This window comes from Pseudomonas mosselii, assembly GCF_019823065.1.
Classification (GTDB): Bacteria; Pseudomonadota; Gammaproteobacteria; order Pseudomonadales; family Pseudomonadaceae; genus Aquipseudomonas; species Aquipseudomonas mosselii.
The window spans coordinates 3,515,760-3,534,546 of record NZ_CP081966.1 but is presented as its reverse complement, the minus strand read 5'-3'; the positions used below and the strand labels follow the sequence as shown (position 1 = coordinate 3,534,546).

The following is an 18,787-nucleotide window of genomic DNA, read 5'->3' as shown; positions in this document are numbered from 1 at the left end:
AGTGCAAGAGCTGCTCGACTCCGTAAAGTCGCTGTCCACCAGGGAGCGCAAGGCATTGGCAGCCTTGCTCAAGCGCCAGGGTGTCAACCTCTACGGGGTCACCCCGATCTTCAGAAGGGAATCTGCGGACGGGGCAGCGCTTTCATACGCACAGCAGCGCCAGTGGTTCCTCTGGCAGCTCGATCCGCACAGCGCCGCCTATAACATTCCGGCGGCGCTGCGGCTCAAGGGCGCGCTGGACATCGAAGCATTGCAGCGCAGCTTCGACAGCCTGGTGGCGCGCCACGAGACCCTGCGCACGACCTTCCGCCAGGAGGGTGACGGCGCGGTGCAGATCGTCCATCCGTCGATGCCGCTGGCATTGGCGGTGGAGCCGTTGGCGGTTGCCGATCCGGCCAGCCTGGAAGCGGCCATCCGCGCGCGGGTGGAGGTCGAGGTGCAACAACCCTTCGACCTGCAACAGGGCCCGCTGCTGCGAGTCAGGCTGCTGGTGCTGGGGCCTGAAGAGCATGTGCTGATCCTCACCGTGCACCATATCGTCTCCGATGGCTGGTCCACGCCAATTTTGGTGGACGAGCTGATCCGTCTTTACCAAGGCTTGCGCCAGGGCTCGCCAGTGACCCTGGCCGAGCTGCCGATCCAGTACGCCGACTACGCGGTGTGGCAGCGTGACTGGATGGAAGCCGGCGAGCAGGAACGCCAGCTCGGCTACTGGCGCCAGCAACTGGCCGGCGAGCAACCGCTGCTGGAGCTGCCCGTCGACCGTCCGCGGCCGTCGGTGCAGAACTTCCACGGCGCGCGCCTGGCCATCGATATCGATGCCTCCCTGGCGCAGGCACTCAAGGCCTTGGCTCGCCAGCAGGGAGTGACCCTGTTCATGCTGTTGCTGGCGTCGTTCCAGACGCTGCTGCACCGCTACAGCGGGCAGGCCGATATCCGTGTCGGCGTACCGGTGGCCAACCGTGCCCGTGCCGAAACCCAGGGGCTGATCGGCTTCTTCGTCAATACCCAGGTGCTCAAGGCCGAGTTCGCGCCGCAGATCACCTTCACCGCGTTGCTGCAGCAGGTCCGCGAGGCCGCGCTGCAGGCCCAGGCGCACCAGGACCTACCGTTCGAACAGCTGGTCGAGGCGCTGCAGCCCGAGCGCAGCATGAGCCACAACCCGCTGTTCCAGGTGCTGTTCAACCACCAGGCCGAAAGTCCGGGCATGGCCCGTCAGCTGGGTGAGCTGCAGGTCGAGGGCTTGAGCTGGGAAGGGCAGACCACCCAGTTCGACCTGATCCTCAACACCGCCGAACACGACGGCGGGCTGATCGCGGCACTGACCTACGCCACCTCGCTATTCGACCCGGCCACGGTCGAGCGCATCGGCCGGCATTGGCGCAACCTGTTGCAGGGCATCTGCCAGGACCACGCGCAGCGAGTGGCGCAATTGCCGTTGCTCGACATGGCTGAGCAAGGCGAGTGGAAAGCCGAAGTGGAGCGCTACCCAAGCACGCTGTGCGCCCATGAGCTGATCGAGGCGCAGGCGGCGCGTACGCCTGAGGCGATTGCCGTGACTTTCGCCGGGCGGGCGTTGAGCTATGACCAGCTCAACCGCCGCGCCAACCGTCTGGCCCACAAGCTGCGCGAGCAGGGCGTGGGGCCGGATGTGCTGGTGGGTATTGCGGTGGAGCGTGGGCTCGAGATGATCGTCGGCCTGCTGGCGATCCTGAAGGCCGGTGGCGCTTATGTGCCGCTGGATCCGGAATATCCGCAGGACCGCCTGAGCTACATGATGGACGACAGCGGCATTCAGCTGCTGCTGACGCAAGGTCATCTGCTGGCCGCTCTGCCCGTGCCGGCGCAGGTTCGCAGCCTGAAGCTGGAAGATGACCTGGCCGGTTACAGCGATGAAAACCCCGAGCACCTGACCCAGCCGGACAACCTAGCCTATGTGATCTATACCTCGGGTTCCACCGGGAAGCCGAAAGGTACGCTGCTGCCGCACCATAACCTGCTGCGTCTGTTCAAGGCCACCGACGCCTGGTTTGGCTTCGGCCCGCAGGATGTGTGGACGCTGTTCCACTCCTATGCGTTCGACTTCTCGGTGTGGGAGATTTTCGGCGCGCTGCTGCACGGCGGTCGCCTGGTGATCGTGCCGCGTGAGGTGACCCGTTCGCCGGAAGACTTCCACCAGTTGCTGGTGGAGCAGGGTGTCACCGTGCTCAACCAGACCCCATCGGCGTTCAAGCCGCTGATGCGGGTGGCCTGTGACAGTGCTGATGATCTGGCACTGCGCTATGTGATCTTCGGTGGCGAAGCCCTGGATGTGGCGGCACTGCAACCGTGGTTCGAGCGTTTCGGCGAGGACTGCGACAACCTGATCAACATGTACGGCATCACCGAGACCACGGTCCATGTGACCTACCGGCCGATCCGCTTCGCCGATACGCAACAGCCGGGCAGCCCGATCGGTGCGGCGATTCCGGACCTGTCGATGTATGTACTGGATGCCGATTTCAATCCGGTGGCCAAGGGTTGCACGGGCGAGCTGCACGTCGGTCATGCCGGGCTGGCACGCGGTTACTACAACCGCGCCTCGTTGACTGCTGAACGCTTCGTGCCGGACCCGTTCTCCAGCGAAGGTGGACGTCTGTATCGCACCGGCGACCTGGCGCGATATCGCGGCCAGGAGGTGATCGAGTACGTGGGCCGGATCGACCATCAGGTGAAGATCCGAGGCTTCCGTATCGAACTGGGCGAGATCGAGGCACGCCTGCAAGAGCACGCCGCCGTGCGCGAAGTGCTGGTGCTGGATATCGACGGGGCAGGGGGCAAGCAACTGGCGGCCTACCTGATCGCCCAAGACGAAAGTGCAGACCACGTAGCGCTGCGCGACACGCTGAAACAGCATCTGAAAGCCAACCTGCCGGACTACATGGTCCCGACCCACTTCCTGGTGCTGGAGCAGTGGCCGCTGACGGCCAACGGCAAGCTGGACCGCAAGGCCCTGCCGAAGCCCGACGCCAGCCAGCTACAACAGGGCTACGTGGCCCCGCGTACGGCGCTGGAGCAACAACTGGCCGCGATCTGGAGCGAAGTGCTGAAGGTCGAGCAGGTTGGCCTGCACGACAACTTCTTCGAACTCGGCGGTCATTCGCTGCTGGCCACCCAGGTGACCTCGCGCATCCGCCAGCGCCTGGCACTGGAAGTCCCGCTGCGCAGCCTGTTCGAGTCCGCCGACCTTCTGGCCTTCGCCCAGGCCGCCGGCCAGGGCTCGGCCAGCCAGGCGCCGGCATTCACTGCCGTGGACCGCAACCAGCCGCTGCCGCTGTCCTACGCCCAACAACGCCAGTGGTTCCTCTGGCAGCTGGAGCCTGAAAGCGCCGCCTACAACATCCCTTCGGCCCTGCGCCTGAAGGGCGAGCTGAACATCGAGGCCCTGCGCAGCAGCTTCGCCGCGCTGATCGCCCGTCATGAAACCCTGCGCACCACCTTCCATCAGGAAGGCGAGCAGACCTGGCAGCGCATCCACCCGGCAAGCGACTTCGACCTGGCTGTTGATGCGGTCAGCGCTGACGACTTGCAAGCGCGGGTGGCCGAAGAAGCCCGCCAGCCATTCCACCTGGAAAACGGCCCGCTGCTGCGTGCCCGCCTGCTGCGCCTGGCCGAAGACGACCATGTGCTGGTGCTGACCCTGCACCATATCGTCGCCGACGGCTGGTCGATGCCAATCATGGTCGACGAGGTGGTGCGCCTGTATGCCGGCTACTGTCAGGGCGCTGCCGCGCCACTGCCGGCCCTGGCGTTCCAGTACGCCGACTACGCCGCCTGGCAGCGCCAGTGGATGGCCGCTGGCGAGCAGACCCGCCAGCTGGACTACTGGCGCGGACAGCTGGGCGACGAGCAGCCAGTGCTGGAACTGCCGCTCGACCGTCCGCGTCCGCTGTTGCAGAGCCATGTCGGCGAGCGCCTGGACATCACCCTCGAGCGCGAGCTGGCCGAGGCCCTGAAGACTACGGCGCGCGAACAGGGCGTGACCCTGTTCATGCTGCTGCTGGCCTCGTTCCAGAGCCTGCTGCATCGCGTGTCCGGGCAAACCGATATCCGCGTCGGCGTGCCGATTGCCAACCGCACCCGCGCCGAAACCGAAGGCCTGATCGGCTTCTTCGTCAACACCCAGGTACTCAAGGCCGAGTTCGACCTGCGCACCACCTTCGGCGAGCTGCTGCAGCAGGTCAAGCACACCGCCCTGCAGGCCCAGGCCCACCAGGACCTGCCCTTCGAGCAACTGGTCGAGGCGCTGCAGCCCGAGCGCAGCCTGAGCCACAGCCCGTTGTTCCAGGTGATGTTCAACCACCAGTCCTACCGCGCAGGCGATGCCCGTCAACTGCCGGGGTTGACCGTGGAAGGGCTGGCCTGGGACAACCACACCGCTCAGCTGGACCTGAGCCTGGACACCTTCGAGAGCGACGACGGCCTGGGCGCAAGCCTGACCTATGTCAGCGAGCTGTTCGAGCGCGCCACCGTCGAGCGCCTGGCCGGCTACTGGCTGGTCCTGCTGCGCGCCATCGCCCGGCAGCCGCAGCAGGCGATCAGCGACCTGGCGCTGCTGGACTTCGAGCAACAGCGGCAGCTGGCGAGCGGGTCCGAAAAACTTGCCGACTTCAGCGCCGCTCCTTGTGTGCATCAGCTGTTCGAGGCGCAGGCCGCCCAGGCCCCGCAAGCCGTGGCGCTGGTCTGCGAGGGCGAGCAACTGACCTACCAGGCGCTGAACCGCCGCGCCAACCGCATTGCCCACAAGCTGCGCGCCCTCGGTGTCGGCCCGGACGTACCGGTCGGCATCGCCATCGAGCGCGGCCTGGACATGGTGGTCAGCGTGCTGGCGGTGCTCAAGGCCGGCGGCGCCTATGTGCCGCTGGACCCCGACTACCCCCACGACCGGCTGGCCTACATGATCCAGGACAGCGGCCTGCGCCTGCTGCTGACCCAGTCGGGCGTGCTGGCGCGCCTGAACGTTGCCCCAGAGGTCTGCAACCTGTGCCTAGACCAGGGCGACGACTGGCTGCAAGGCTGCGTCGAGGACGACCTGGCCAACCTGACCCAGGCGGACAACCTGGCGTACATCATGTACACCTCCGGCTCCACTGGCCGCCCCAAGGGCGTTGGCATCAGCGCCGCGGCCCTGCGCGGGCACGTGCTGGGCTTCGTCGGCCGCTTCGGGCTGACGGCGGCGGACCGGGCGCTGCAGTTCTCCACCTTCAACTTCGACGCCTTCGTCGAGCAGCTGTATCCGGCGCTGGTCTGCGGCGCCCGCGTGGTGCTGCGCGGCCAGGCGCTGTGGGACAGCGAGACCTGGTACCGCCAGGTGCTGGAGCAGGGCGTGACCTTCAGCGACCTGCCGACCGCCTACTGGCACATGCTGGCCAAGGACTTCGCCGCCCACGGGCCGCGGGATTACGGCCAACTGCGCCGCGTGCACATGGGCGGCGAAGCCATGGCCGCCGATGGCGTACTGGCCTGGCGCGCCGCGGGGCTGGCCGGTGTGCGGCTGGTCAACACCTACGGCCCGACCGAGGCCACGGTGTGCATCACCAGCCATGACTGCAGCGACTATGTCACTGGCCAGGCCGCCTTGCCCGGCCAGATCCCGATCGGCCAGGCCCTGCCCGGACGCAGTGTCTACCTGGTCGATGCGGCCGGCAACCTGGCCTTGCCGGGTTCGATCGGCGAGCTGCTGGTGGGCGGCGAGCTGCTGGCCCGGGGTTACCACAACCGCCCGGGCCAGAGCGCCGAACGCTTCATTCCCGACCCGTTCGGCGCCAGTGCCGGTGGGCGCCTGTACCGCACCGGCGACCTGGCGCGCTTGCGCGCCGATGGCGTCATCGAGTTCGTCGGCCGGGTCGACCATCAGGTGAAGATCCGCGGTTTCCGTATCGAGCTGGGCGAGATCGATGCCCGCCTGCGCGAGCACCCGGGGGTGCGCGAGGCGCTGGTGATCGACATCGACGGCGCGGGCGGCAAGCAACTGGCGGCCTACCTGGTGCCGAGCGCGCAGGCCGGTGACGATCTGCGTGCCGACCTGTTGCGTCACCTGAAGGCCGGCCTGCCGGAGTACATGGTGCCCGCGTACCTGGTGTTCCTCGAGGCGATGCCGCAGACGCCGAACGGCAAGCTCGACCGCAAGGCCTTGCCCAAGCCTGACGCCAGCCAGGCGCAAGCGGACTACGTGGCGCCGCGCAGCGAGCTGGAGCAACGCCTGGCCGCGATCTGGGCCGAGGTGCTCAAGGTCGAACAAATCGGCCTGCACGACAACTTCTTCGAGCTCGGCGGCCACTCGCTGCTGGCGACCCAGGTGATTGCCCGAGTGCGCCAGGGGCTGGGCCTGGAGCTGGCGTTGCGCAGTCTGTTCGAGTGCCCCGACCTGCAAGGCTTCGCCGCGCTCGCCGCACAAGGCAGTACCAGCCTGGCTCCGGCGTTGCTGCCGGTGGACCGCGGCCAGCCGCTGGCGCTGTCCTATGCCCAGCAGCGCCAGTGGTTCCTCTGGCAACTGGAGCCGGGCAGCGCCGCCTATCACATCCCCGCCGCCCTGCAACTCAAAGGCCGGCTTAACCTGGAAGCGCTGCGCCAGGCGTTCGAGGCCCTGGTGGCCCGTCACGAAAGCCTGCGTACCACCTTCCACCAGGAGGGCGGACAAGCGCTGCAGCGCATTCACCCGGCGAGCACCTTCACCCTGGTCATGGAGTCGCTCCAGGACACCCGCGCCGAGGCGGTTCGCGAGCGCGTGGCCCGCGAAGTGCAGCGCCCGTTCGACCTGAGCCAGGGGCCGCTGCTGCGGGTACGCCTGCTACGCCTGGCCGAGGACGATCACGTGCTGGTGCTGACCCTGCACCACATCGTCGCCGATGGCTGGTCGATGCCGATCATGGTCGACGAAGTGGTCGACGCCTACCTGGCCTTGAGCCAGGGCCAGCAACCCGAGCTGCCTGCCCTGGCCGTGCAGTACGCCGACTACGCCGCCTGGCAGCGCCAGTGGATGGAGGCCGGCGAGCAGGCCCGCCAGCTGGACTACTGGCTGGCGCAGCTGGGTGGCGAGCACTATGTGCTGCAACTGCCCACCGATCACCCGCGTCCCACCGTGCAGAGCCATGCCGGACGCAGCCTGACCCTCAAGGTCCCGGCGGCCCTGGCCCAGGCGCTCAAGGCGCAGGCGCGCGAGCAAGGGGTGACCTTGTTCATGCTGCTGCTGGCTTCGTTCCAGAGCTTGTTGCACCGCCAGACCGGCCAGGCCGATATCCGCGTCGGCGTGCCGATCGCCAACCGCACCCGGGCCGAGACCGAAGGGCTGATCGGCTTCTTCGTCAACACCCAGGTGCTCAAGGCCGAGTTCGACCTGCAGACCACCTTCACCGAGCTGCTGCAGCAGGTCAAGCACACCGCCCTGCAGGCCCAGGCCCACCAGGACCTGCCCTTCGAGCAACTGGTCGAGGCGCTGCAACCGGAGCGCAGCCTGAGCCACAACCCGCTGTTCCAGGTGATGTTCAACCACCAGGCCTACCGTGCGGAGAATGTCCGCGAGCTGCCGGGGCTGAGCATCGCCGGCCTGGCCTGGGACAACCCCACGGCGCATCTCGACCTGGCCCTGGACACCTTTGAGAGCGAGGACGGCCTGGGCGCGACCCTGACCTACGTCAGCGACCTGTTCGAGCACGCCAGCATCGAGCGCATGGCCGGGCACTGGCTGAACCTGTTGCAGGCGGTCAGCACCCAGCCGGCCCAGCGCATCGTCGAACTGCCGCTGCTGGATGCGGCGCAGCGCCAGACCCTCCTTGAGCAATGGAGCCGGCACGAGGCCGTCTACCCCGACCAGCGCACCGTGCAGCAGCTGATTGCCGACCAGGCCGCGCGCACGCCGCAGGCCACGGCGCTGATCTGCGAAGGGCAGCAGCTCACCTACCAGGCCCTGGACCAGCGCGCCAACCAGCTGGCCCACCGCCTGCGCCAGGAAGGCATCGGCCCGGATGTTCGCGTGGGCATCGCCCTGCCGCGCAGCCTGGACATGGTGGTCGGCCTGCTGGCGGTGCTCAAGGCCGGCGGCACTTATGTGCCACTGGACCCCGACTACCCGCACGAGCGCCTCGCCTACATGATGGAGGACAGCGGCATCGTCCTGCTGCTCGGCCACAGCGCGCAGCTGCAGGACCTGGCCGTGGCGCCGCAGGTGCGCAGCCTGTGCCTGGACAGCGAGGCTCTTGACGCCTGGCCGAGCCATGCATTGCCCGAACTGGGCGACCCCGACAACCTGGCGTACATCATGTACACCTCCGGTTCCACCGGCCGTCCCAAGGGCGTTGGCATCAGCGCCGCCGCCCTGAGCCGGCACGCCCATGTCGCCAAGGGCTTCTGCGGGCTGTCGGCGGCCGACCGGGTGCTGCAATTCTCCACCTTCAACTTCGACGCCTTCGTCGAGCAGCTGTACCCGGCGCTGATCTGCGGCGCCAGTGTGGTGGTGCGCGGCCCGACACTGTGGGACAGCGAGACCTTCTACCGCGAAGTGCTGAGCCAAGGCATCACCTTCGCCGACCTGCCGACCGCCTACTGGTACCTGCTGGCCAAGGACTTCGCAGCCAAGGGCCCGCGCGACTATGGCGTGCTGCGCCAGGTGCACATGGGTGGCGAGGCCATGGCCGCCGACGGCGTGCTGGCCTGGCAACAGGCCGGGCTCGGCCATGTGCGCCTGCTCAACACCTACGGGCCGACCGAGGCTACCGTCAGCGTCATGAGCCATGACTGCAGTGCCTATGTCACCGGCGAGCAGCCCCTGCCGGTGCAGATCCCGATCGGCAAGGCCCTGGCCGGGCGTTCGATCCACCTGGTGGATGCCGACGGCGACCTGGCCCTGCCAGGGGCCATCGGCGAGCTGCTGGTGGGTGGCGAGCTGCTGGCCCGCGGTTACCACAACCGCCCGGGGCTGACCGCCGAGCGTTTCATCCCCGATCCGTTCGCCACTACGCCGGGTGCCCGCCTGTACCGCACCGGCGACTTGGCGCGCTATCGCGAACAGGGGCTGGTCGAGTATGCCGGGCGCATCGACCACCAGGTCAAGATCCGCGGCTTCCGTATCGAGCTGGGCGAGATCGAGGCGCGCCTGCGTGAGCATCCGGCGGTGCGCGAGGTGCTGGTGGTCGATATCGACGGCCCGGGCGGCAAGCAACTGGCCGCCTACCTGGTGCCCAACGCGATGCCCGAGGAGCAGGGCGGCCTGCGCGCCGAACTGAAGGCTCACCTGGGCGCCAGCCTGCCGGACTACATGGTGCCGATGTACCTGGTGCTGCTCGAGCGCATGCCGCTGCTACCCAACGGCAAGCTCGACCGCAAGGCGCTGCCGGCCCCCGATACCCGCCAGGCACAGTCGGCCTACGTGGCCCCGGTCAGCGAACTGGAGCAGCAGTTGGCGGCGCTCTGGGCCGAGGTGCTGGAGGTCGAGCGGGTGGGCCTGAATGACGACTTCTTCGAGCTGGGCGGGCACTCGCTGCTGGCGGCCCAGCTGATTTCCAAGATCAACTCGGGCCTGGGGATCGACATCCCGCTGCGCCTGCTATTCGAGAAACCGCAATTGAATGATTTTGCCCAGGCTTGTGCCTCCACCGGCCTGTCGTTGAGCGAGGACGGCTTGTCCGATATCGAAAGAATGATGAATGAAATGGCGGGCGTCTGAGATGGACAAGAGCACAGCAGAACGTATCGCCAAGCGCTTTGTCGGCCTTGCCCTGGAGCAGCGTCGGCAGATCCTCGACAAGATGCGCGAGACCGGGCAGAGCTTCCGCCTGTTGCCGATCGCCGTCACCCGCCACGACAGCCCGCGCATCCCGCTGTCCTATGCCCAGCAGCGCATGCTGTTCCTCTGGCAGCTGGAGCCGCAGAGCAGCTTCTACAACGTGCCGATGGCGGTGCGCCTGAGCGGTTCGCTGAACCAGCAGGCCCTGGCCGAGGCTCTGGACGCGCTGGTGCGGCGTCACGAAAGCCTGCGCACGCGTTTCGTCTCCGAGGAGGGGGAGTTTCACCAGCAGGTCCTTGAGCAGTCCGGCGTGAGCCTGGAAGTGCGCGAGGTACAGGCCGGGCCGGGCGAGGACATCGAACAGTGCCTGCGCACCGAGGTGCGTGAGGCACTGGATGCACCCTTCGACCTGCTCGACGGGCCGCTGCTGCGGGTCCGGTTGCTGCGCCTGGCGCCCACCGAACATGTGCTGACGGTGTGCATGCACCATATCGTCTCCGACGGCTGGTCGGGCGAGCTGATGGTGCAGGAGTTCGTGCACCTGTACGAAGCGCTGTCCCAGGGCCGCGCCGCCGACCTGCCACCGCTCGAGGTGCAGTACGCCGACTATGCGATCTGGCAGCGCGCCTGGCTCGAGGCCGGCGAGGGCGAGCGCCAGTTGCAGTACTGGAAGCAGCAACTGGGGGACGAGCACCCGGTGCTGGAACTGCCGTTGGATCATGAGCGTCCGGCGCACCCCAGCTACCGCGGCGCGACCCTGCGCAGCGATGTGCCGGCGGCGCTGTCGGCCAAGCTCAAGGCCCAGGCGCGCAGCCAGGGCCAGACCGTGTTCATGCTGACCCTCGCGGCCCTGGCCGTGACCCTGGCGCGCTACAGCGGCCAGGCCGACATCCGCATCGGCGCGCCCAATGCCGGGCGCAACCGCAAGGAAGTCGAAGGCCTGATCGGCTTCTTCATCAACACCCAGGTGCTGCGGGTGCAGGTGGACGAGCGCCAGAGCGGCGCGGCCCTGCTGGAGCAGGTGAAGCAGGTGGTCAGCGGCGCGCAGTCGCACCAGGAACTGCCGTTCGAGCACCTGGTGGATGCCCTGGCGCCGGAGCGCAACCTGGGGCACAACCCGCTGTTCCAGGTGAAGATCAACCAGAACATGGCCGACACCGAGGCAGGCGCCCAAGCCCGGCAGACACTGGGCGAGCTGAGCGTCAGCGGTTTCCCGATCGAAGGCAACGATGCCCGTTTCGACCTGGCCTACGACTTCACCGAGACCCCCGAGGGCCTGCAAGGCTACTTCAACTACAGCACGGACCTGTTCGAGGCCGCGACCATCGAGCGCCTGGCCGCTTCGTTCCAGGCGGTGCTGCGCACGCTCGTCGAGCACCCCGAGGCGGTGCTGTGCGAACACCCCGATGCCCAGGCCGCGCAGGTCGAGGCCAGCACCCACAGCTGGCCGCAGGCGGACTTCCTCGCCCTGTGGCGCCAGGGCCTGAACACCGGTGCCGAGCAGCCGGCGCTGCGCGCGGGTGATCGTATGGTCAGCTACGCGGAGCTGGAGCAGCAAGCCAACCGCTTCGCTCACTATCTGCAGGCACAGGGTATCGCCCCGGGCATGACCGTGGCGCTGTGCCAGGAGCGCTCCATCGAATGGGTGACCAGCCTGCTGGCCGTGCTCAAACTGGGCGCGGTGTACCTGCCGCTGGACAGCCGCCAGCCCGCCGAACGCCTGCAGCAGCTGCTGCAGGCCAGCGACGCGCGCCTGCTGGTGCACGCCTTGGGCGACGCCCAGGCGGCGGGGCTGGGCGTGTGCCCGGCGCTGGCTTTTGACGCAGCGCAGCACGGCGACCGCAGCGACCAGCCACCGGCGGTACACATCGATCCGCAGCAAGCGGCCTACATCATCTACACCTCGGGTTCCACCGGGCAGCCCAAGGGCGTGGTGATCAGCCACGGCGCACTGGCCAACTACCTGCAGGGCGTGCTGCAACGCCTCGACCTGCAACCCGGCGCCAGCCTGGCGATGGTCTCCACCGTGGCCGCGGACCTGGGCCACACCGTGCTGTTCGGCGCGCTGGCCTCGGGCCGGCTGCTGCACCTGCTGGGCCACGACCAGGGCTTCGATCCGGACGGTTTTGCCAGCTACATGGCCGAGCACCGGGTCGATGTGCTGAAGATCGTGCCCAGCCACCTGCAAGGCCTGCTGCAGGCCGCGCAGCCTGAGCGGGTGTTGCCCGAGCAGCTGCTGATCCTTGGCGGCGAGGCCAGCTCCTGGGCCCTGATCGAGCAGGTCCGGCGTCTGAAGCCCGGCTGCCGGATCATCAACCACTACGGTCCGACCGAGACCACCGTGGGCATCCTCACCCACGAAGTCGGCGAACGCCTGCCCGGCTGGCGCAGCGTGCCGGTGGGCCGGCCGCTGGACAACGGTCAGGCGCGGGTGCTGGATGCCTACCTCAACCCGCTGCCCGAGCGGGTGGCAGGCGATTTGTACCTGGGTGGCCAGGGCCTGGCCCAGGGCTATGTCGGCCAGCCGGGGCTGACCGCCGAGCGTTTCGTCCCCGACTCCTTTGGCCAGAACGGCGAGCGGCTGTACCGTGCCGGTGACCGCGCGCGCCTGGACCAGGGCGTGCTGGAATACCTGGGGCGCGGCGACGACCAGGTGAAGATTCGCGGCTACCGGGTCGAGCCGGGCGAAGTTGGCCAGGTGCTGCAAGGCCTGCCTGGGGTCGGCGAAGCCGTGGTGCTGGCGCTGCCCCTGGACAGCGATCCGTCGCGTCTGCAACTGGTGGCCTGGGCCGTGCCGGCGGCGGGCGTCGAGTTGCAGGCCGAGGCGCTGCGCCAGGCCTTGCAGGCGCGCCTGCCGGAGTACCTGGTACCGGCACAGGTGCTGCTGCTCGAGCGCCTGCCACTGACCGCCAACGGCAAGCTGGACAAAAAGGCCCTGCCCAAGCCGGGCGTGGCCAGGCAGCGCTACACCGCGCCGGTGGGCGAAATCGAGGAGAAACTTGCCGCGATCTGGTGCGAAGTGCTCAAGCGCGAGCAAGTGGGCAGCACCGACAACTTCTTCGAGCTGGGCGGCGATTCCATCCTCAGCCTGCAGATCATCGCCCGGGCCAAGCGCCAGGGCATCAAGCTGAGCCCCAAGCAGCTGTTCGAGAAGCAGACCGTCGGCCAACTGGCGGCGGTGGCCAAGCTGATCGAGAAGAAGCCGGCAGCCGAAGTGGTCGAGCTGGTGAGTGGCTCGTTGGCGTTGCTGCCGATCCAGGCGCGCTTCTTCGATACTGCGATTCCCCAGCGTCACCACTGGAACCAGGCGGTGATGCTGAGCCCACGCCAGCCGTTGACCGTGGCGTTGCTGCAGGCGGCGCTCAAGCTGCTGGTGGAGCAGCACGATGCCCTGCGCCTGCGGTTCAGCGAAGAGCAGGGGCAGTGGCATGGGCAATTCGCGCCGGTCGATGCGCAGCAGTTGCTGTGGGTGCATCAGCTGGACGACGCCGCGCGCCTGCCGGAGCTGGCCGACGAGGCCCAGCGCAGCCTGGACCTGAAGCATGGCCCGTTGCTGCGGGTGGTGCTGATCGACCTGCCCGAAGGCCAGCAGCGCCTGCTGGTGGTGATCCATCACCTGGTGGTCGACGGCGTGTCCTGGCGCGTCCTGCTCGAAGACCTGCAGACGGCCTGCCAGGCCCTGTTGGCCGGCAAGACGCCGGTGCTGCCAGCCAAGAGCAGCTCGCTCAAGGCCTGGGCCGAGCACCTGCGCGAGCATGCCCGCAGCCCCGCGCTGGCGGCCGAGCTGGCTTACTGGCAGGCGCAGTTGCAGGGTGTCAGCGACATCCTGCCCGGGGCGAACCCAGAGGGCGGTCAGCAGCGTAAACATGAGATCTCGGTGCGCACCCAGCTGAACGCCGAGCTGACCCGGCAACTGCTGCAGGAGGCGCCGGCCGCCTACCGCACCCAGGTCAACGACCTGCTGCTGACGGCGCTGGCCCGGGTCATCCGCCGCTGGACCGGCGAGGCGCACGCGCTGATTCGCCTGGAAGGCCACGGCCGCGAAGACCTGTTCGACGACCTCGACATCACCCGCACGGTCGGTTGGTTCAGCAGCCTGTATCCATTGAAACTGACCCCGGCAAGCGACTTGGGCGCATCGATCATGGCGGTCAAGGAACAGCTGCGCGCCGTGCCGGCCAAGGGCATCGGCTACGGCGTGCTGCGCTACCTGGGCGACGAGCAGGCCCGCCAGGCCCTCGGCGCCCTGGCCCAGGGCAGCATCGTATTCAACTACCTGGGGCAGTTCGATGGCAGCTTCGACATCGAGCAGGGCCTGTTCGTCCCGGCGCCGGAAGGCGCGGGACAGGGGCAGAGCCCGGAGGCGCCGCTGGGCAGCCTGCTCAGCATCGATGGCCAGGTCTACGCCGGTGAACTGGCCCTGGACTGGAGTTTCAGCAGCGCCGTGTTCGAGCGTGGGCAGATCCAGCGCCTGGCCGACGAGTACGCCGAGGAACTGCGCCAGCTGATCGCCCACTGCACCACCCCGGGCGTGGCGGGCGTGACGCCGTCGGACTTCCCGCTGGCCAGCCTCGACCAGCGCCAGTTGGCGGCGTTGCCGGTGGCGGCGGGCAATATCGAGGACATCTACCCGCTGTCGCCGATGCAGCAGGGCATGCTGTTCCACAGCCTCTACGAGCAGGCGGCGGGCAACTACATCAACCAGCTGCGGGTCGAGGTGCAGGGCCTGGATGTGCCACGCTTCGTCGCGGCCTGGCAGGCCACCCTGGACAGCCACGAGGTGCTGCGCAGCAGCTTCGTCAGCGGTTACGACCAGTCGCTGCAGGTTGTCCTGCGCGAGGTGCGCCTGCCGCTGGTGGAACTGGACTGGCGCGCTCAGGCCGACCTGCCGACCGCGTTGCAGGCCTGGGCCGAGGCCGACCTGCGCGCCGGCTTCGACCTGGCCAGCGGTCCGCTGCTGCGCCTGGCGGTGATCCGTACCGGCGAGCAGCACTACCAGCTGGTATTGACCAACCACCATATCCTGCTGGATGGCTGGAGCAGCTCGCGGCTGTTCGGCGAGGTGCTGCAGCGTTACGCCGGTGTCGTGCCAACGGCCAAGACCAGCCGTTACCGCGACTATATCCAGTGGCTGCAAAATCAGGACCAGCAGGCCAGTGAAACCTTCTGGCGCGAGCGCCTGGCCGGGCTGGACGAGCCTACGCGCCTGGCCCAGGCCTTGCGGTCCGACGCCCAGGGGCATGGGCAGGCCGAGCATGAGGTTACGCTCGATGCACGGCGCACCCAGCGCCTGGGCGATTTTGCCCGGGAGCAGCGGGTCACCCTCAACACCCTGGTCCAGGCGGCCTGGCTGCTGCTGTTGCAGCGCTACACCGGCCAGGCCAGCGTGACCTTCGGTGCCACCGTGGCGGGTCGCCCGACCGAGCTGCCGGGCGTCGAGGAGCAGCTGGGACTGTTCATCAACACCTTGCCGGTGGTTGCCAGCCCACGTTCCGAGCAGCGTGTTGACGAGTGGGTGCAACAGGTCCAGGCACTGAACCTGGCCTTGCGCGAGCATGAGCACACGCCGCTGTACGAGATCCAGCGCTGGGCCGGCTGGAGCGGCGAGGCGCTGTTCGACACTATCCTGGTGTTCGAGAACTACCCGGTGTCCGAGGCTTTGCAGGCCGGTGCACCCCAGGAGCTGGCGTTCGGCGAGGTGGTCAGCCAGGAACAGACCAACTATCCGCTGACGCTGGTGGCACAGGTGGGCGACAGGTTGTCGGCCAGCTTCAAGTTCGATCGCGCCCGTTACGCCGAATCGGCTGTCGGGCAGTTGGCGACGCACTTCGTCGAGCTGCTGGAAGGGCTGGCGGACGCACCGCAACGGGCCTTGGGCGAGATTGCCCTGAGCGCCGATCCGGAGCAGGTGATTGCCAGCTATCCGAGCATGGCGTGTGCCCATGAGCTGATCGAGGCGCAGGCAGCACGTACGCCTGAGGCGGTCGCCGTGACCTTCGCCGGCCAATCGCTGAGCTACGACCAGCTCAACCGCCGCGCCAACCGTCTGGCCCACAAGCTGCGCGAGCAGGGCGTGGGGCCGGATGTGCTGGTGGGTATTGCGGTGGAGCGCGGGTTCGAGATGATCGTCGGCCTGCTGGCGATCCTGAAGGCCGGTGGTGCTTATGTACCGCTGGATCCGGAGTACCCGCAGGACCGTCTGAGCTACATGATGGAAGACAGCGGCATTCAACTGCTGCTGACGCAAGGTCATCTGCTGGCCGATCTGCCCGTGCCGGCGCAGGTTCGCAGCCTGAAGCTGGAAGACGACCTGGCCGGTTACAGTGATCAGAACCCTGATCACCTGACCCAGCCGGACAACCTGGCCTATGTGATCTACACCTCGGGCTCGACCGGCAAGCCGAAAGGTACCTTGCTGCCGCATCACAATCTGCTGCGCCTGTTCAAGGCGACCGATGCCTGGTTCGGCTTCGGCCCACAGGATGTGTGGACGCTGTTCCACTCGTACGCGTTCGACTTCTCGGTGTGGGAGATCTTCGGTGCACTGCTGCACGGTGGTCGCCTGGTGATCGTGCCGCGTGAAAACACCCGTTCGCCGGAAGACTTCCACCAGCTGCTGGTGGAGCAGGGTGTCACCGTGCTCAACCAGACCCCATCGGCGTTCAAGCCGCTGATGCGGGTGGCTTGTGACAGTGCTGATAATCTGGCACTGCGCTACGTGATCTTCGGTGGCGAGGCCTTGGACGTTGCGGCACTGCAACCGTGGTTCGAGCGTTTCGGCGAGGACTGCGACAACCTGATCAACATGTACGGCATCACCGAGACCACGGTCCATGTGACCTACCGGCCGATCCGCTTTGCCGATACGCAACAGCCGGGCAGCCCGATCGGTGCGGCGATCCCGGACCTGTCGATGTATGTACTGGATGCCGATTTCAACCCGGTGGCCAAGGGCTGCACGGGCGAGCTGCACGTCGGTCATGCCGGCCTGGCACGCGGTTACCACAACCGTGCTTCGCTGACCGCCGAACGCTTTGTGCCGGACCCGTTCTCCAGCGAAGGCGGGCGCCTGTACCGCACCGGCGACCTGGCGCGTTATCGCGGCCAGGAGGTGATCGAGTACGTAGGTCGGATCGACCACCAGGTGAAGATCCGAGGCTTCCGTATCGAACTGGGTGAGATCGAGGCGCGCCTGCAAGAGCACGCTGCCGTGCGCGAAGTGCTGGTGCTGGATATCGACGGGGCAGGGGGCAAGCAACTGGCGGCCTACCTGATCGCTCAAGACCCATCCACCGACCACGCCGCCCTGCGCGACACGCTGAAACAGCACCTGAAAGCCAACCTGCCGGACTACATGGTCCCGACCCACTTCCTGGTGCTGGAGCAGTGGCCGCTGACGGCCAACGGCAAGCTGGACCGCAAGGCCCTGCCGAAACCGGATGCCAGTCAGCTGCAACAGGGCTACGTGGCCCCGCGTACGGCGCTGGAGCAACAACTGGCCGCAATCTGGAGCGAAGTGCTGAAGGTCGAGCAGGTTGGCCTGCACGACAACTTCTTCGAGCTCGGCGGCCACTCTTTGTTGGTGATCACGCTGGTGAACAGGGTACGTGAAGCTTTCGCCATCAACATCAGCCTGCATGAGTTCATGCTGATGGCGAGCTTCGAGGAACTGGCGAATTTCATCGGCGGCGGCAAGGATCGCCTGAAAACGTCGGTGATCAACCTCAACGGTTGCCAACGCCAGCGTCCGGCGCTGTTCTGCCTGCCGCCGGGCGGCGGCGGTGCCTACGCTTACTACCCGCTGGCCAGCCGCCTGGCTGACGAGCGTCCGGTGTATGGCCTGGTCAACAAGTGCTATGCCGTGCCGGGCTGGGTGGAAGAGTCCTGGGAGGCGATGGTCGGCTACTACGTCGAGCAGATCCGCCGCACCCAGGCCAGCGGCCCTTACCATCTGCTGGGCTGGTCCCTGGGCGGCGCCCTGGCGCTGGAGGTGGCTCATGCCCTGGAGCAGGCCGGTCAGGAGGTGGGCTTCGTCGGCCTGGTCGATACCCTGCTACCGAAGGACGTGTCCGGCCTCGAGGCCGAGCCCGTCGAGGTGGTGCAGGTAGCGCGGGCGGACGAGAGCCTGCTGCGTGGGCTGCTGGCGTTTGCTCCGGGTGTGGGTGAAGCCCGTATCGTCGGTTTCATCGACGAGGCCGGGCGTCTGCCGGCCGAGGTCGACCGGACCGAATGGGTCATCGAGCAGGTGGCCGCTGCCGGGGGCGTCAGTGCCGAGCGGCTGCGGGCCATTCATGAGGATGTGCATCTGCAGCGGGAGATCGTCGATGGTTTCGCTGTGCTCGATCGCAACGTCGAACTGAGCCAGGCGTTTCGCCTGCGGCCGCTGGCGGTCCGGGTGGATTGCTGGTGGGCCAGCGAGAGCCGTAGCTTGGAACGGGTGCGGATGGGGGAGGCGGGGTTGCTGGCGCAGGCTTCGGTCAACGGGCTGGCTAGCTCGACGGTGATCGCTGATGGGCATGAGGGGGTTATTAATGCCGTGGCGTTTGTCGATGGGCTGGTGGGGCGGTTGGCTGGTAAGGCTTGAGATTGATGGGTGACTTTGGGCGGGTAGGGCTTTAGGTCCTATCCGTTCTTTATTGTGAGTCTGGTGCTTCTGCCTGTGTGGGAGCGCGTGTTGTTGTTGTTGTTGTTGTTGTTGTTGTTGTTGTTGTTGTTGTTGTTGTTGGGTGGTTTTGAAAGTTGTATGCGTATTCATTTATGATGTCGACGCTTATTCACCTTTCCGCCCTTACGGCCAGCCCTTTCAAGGTCTTGCGATTTTTGAGATATGACGTTTCCAGCTCAATATTGCCGGGGCTGCTTTGCAGCCCTTTCGCGACACAAGGCCGCTCCTACGAGGGGCGCGGTCACATGTAGGAGCGGCCTTGTGTCGCGAAAGGGTCGCAAAGCGACCCCGGCAATTCCAAGTCGAACGCTAATTTTCAAGACCTTGAAAGGGCTGGCCCTTACGGCGGGTTACTTTGGTCT

General features: G+C 67.1%; 2 protein-coding genes. Both read left to right on the top strand.

The window, feature by feature from the left end; translation table 11 throughout:
- Nucleotide 1: 1 nt before the first annotated feature.
- Complete coding sequence (locus K5H97_RS16260) at nt 2–9,700, top strand: non-ribosomal peptide synthetase (protein ID WP_222577991.1); 9,699 nt, start codon at nt 2–4, stop codon at nt 9,698–9,700.
- A gap of 1 nt (nt 9,701) precedes the next feature.
- Nucleotides 9,702–18,344, top strand: coding sequence for an amino acid adenylation domain-containing protein (locus tag K5H97_RS16255; protein ID WP_028690698.1), 8,643 nt, complete (start codon nt 9,702–9,704; stop codon nt 18,342–18,344).
- Nucleotides 18,345–18,787: the final 443 nt, after the last annotated feature.

Bases quoted from the DNA above. Each gene is read 5' to 3' on its own strand.
- K5H97_RS16255 (WP_028690698.1), top strand. From the start codon at position 9,702: ATGGACAAGAGCACAGCAGAACGTATCGCCAAGCGCTTTGTCGGCCTT.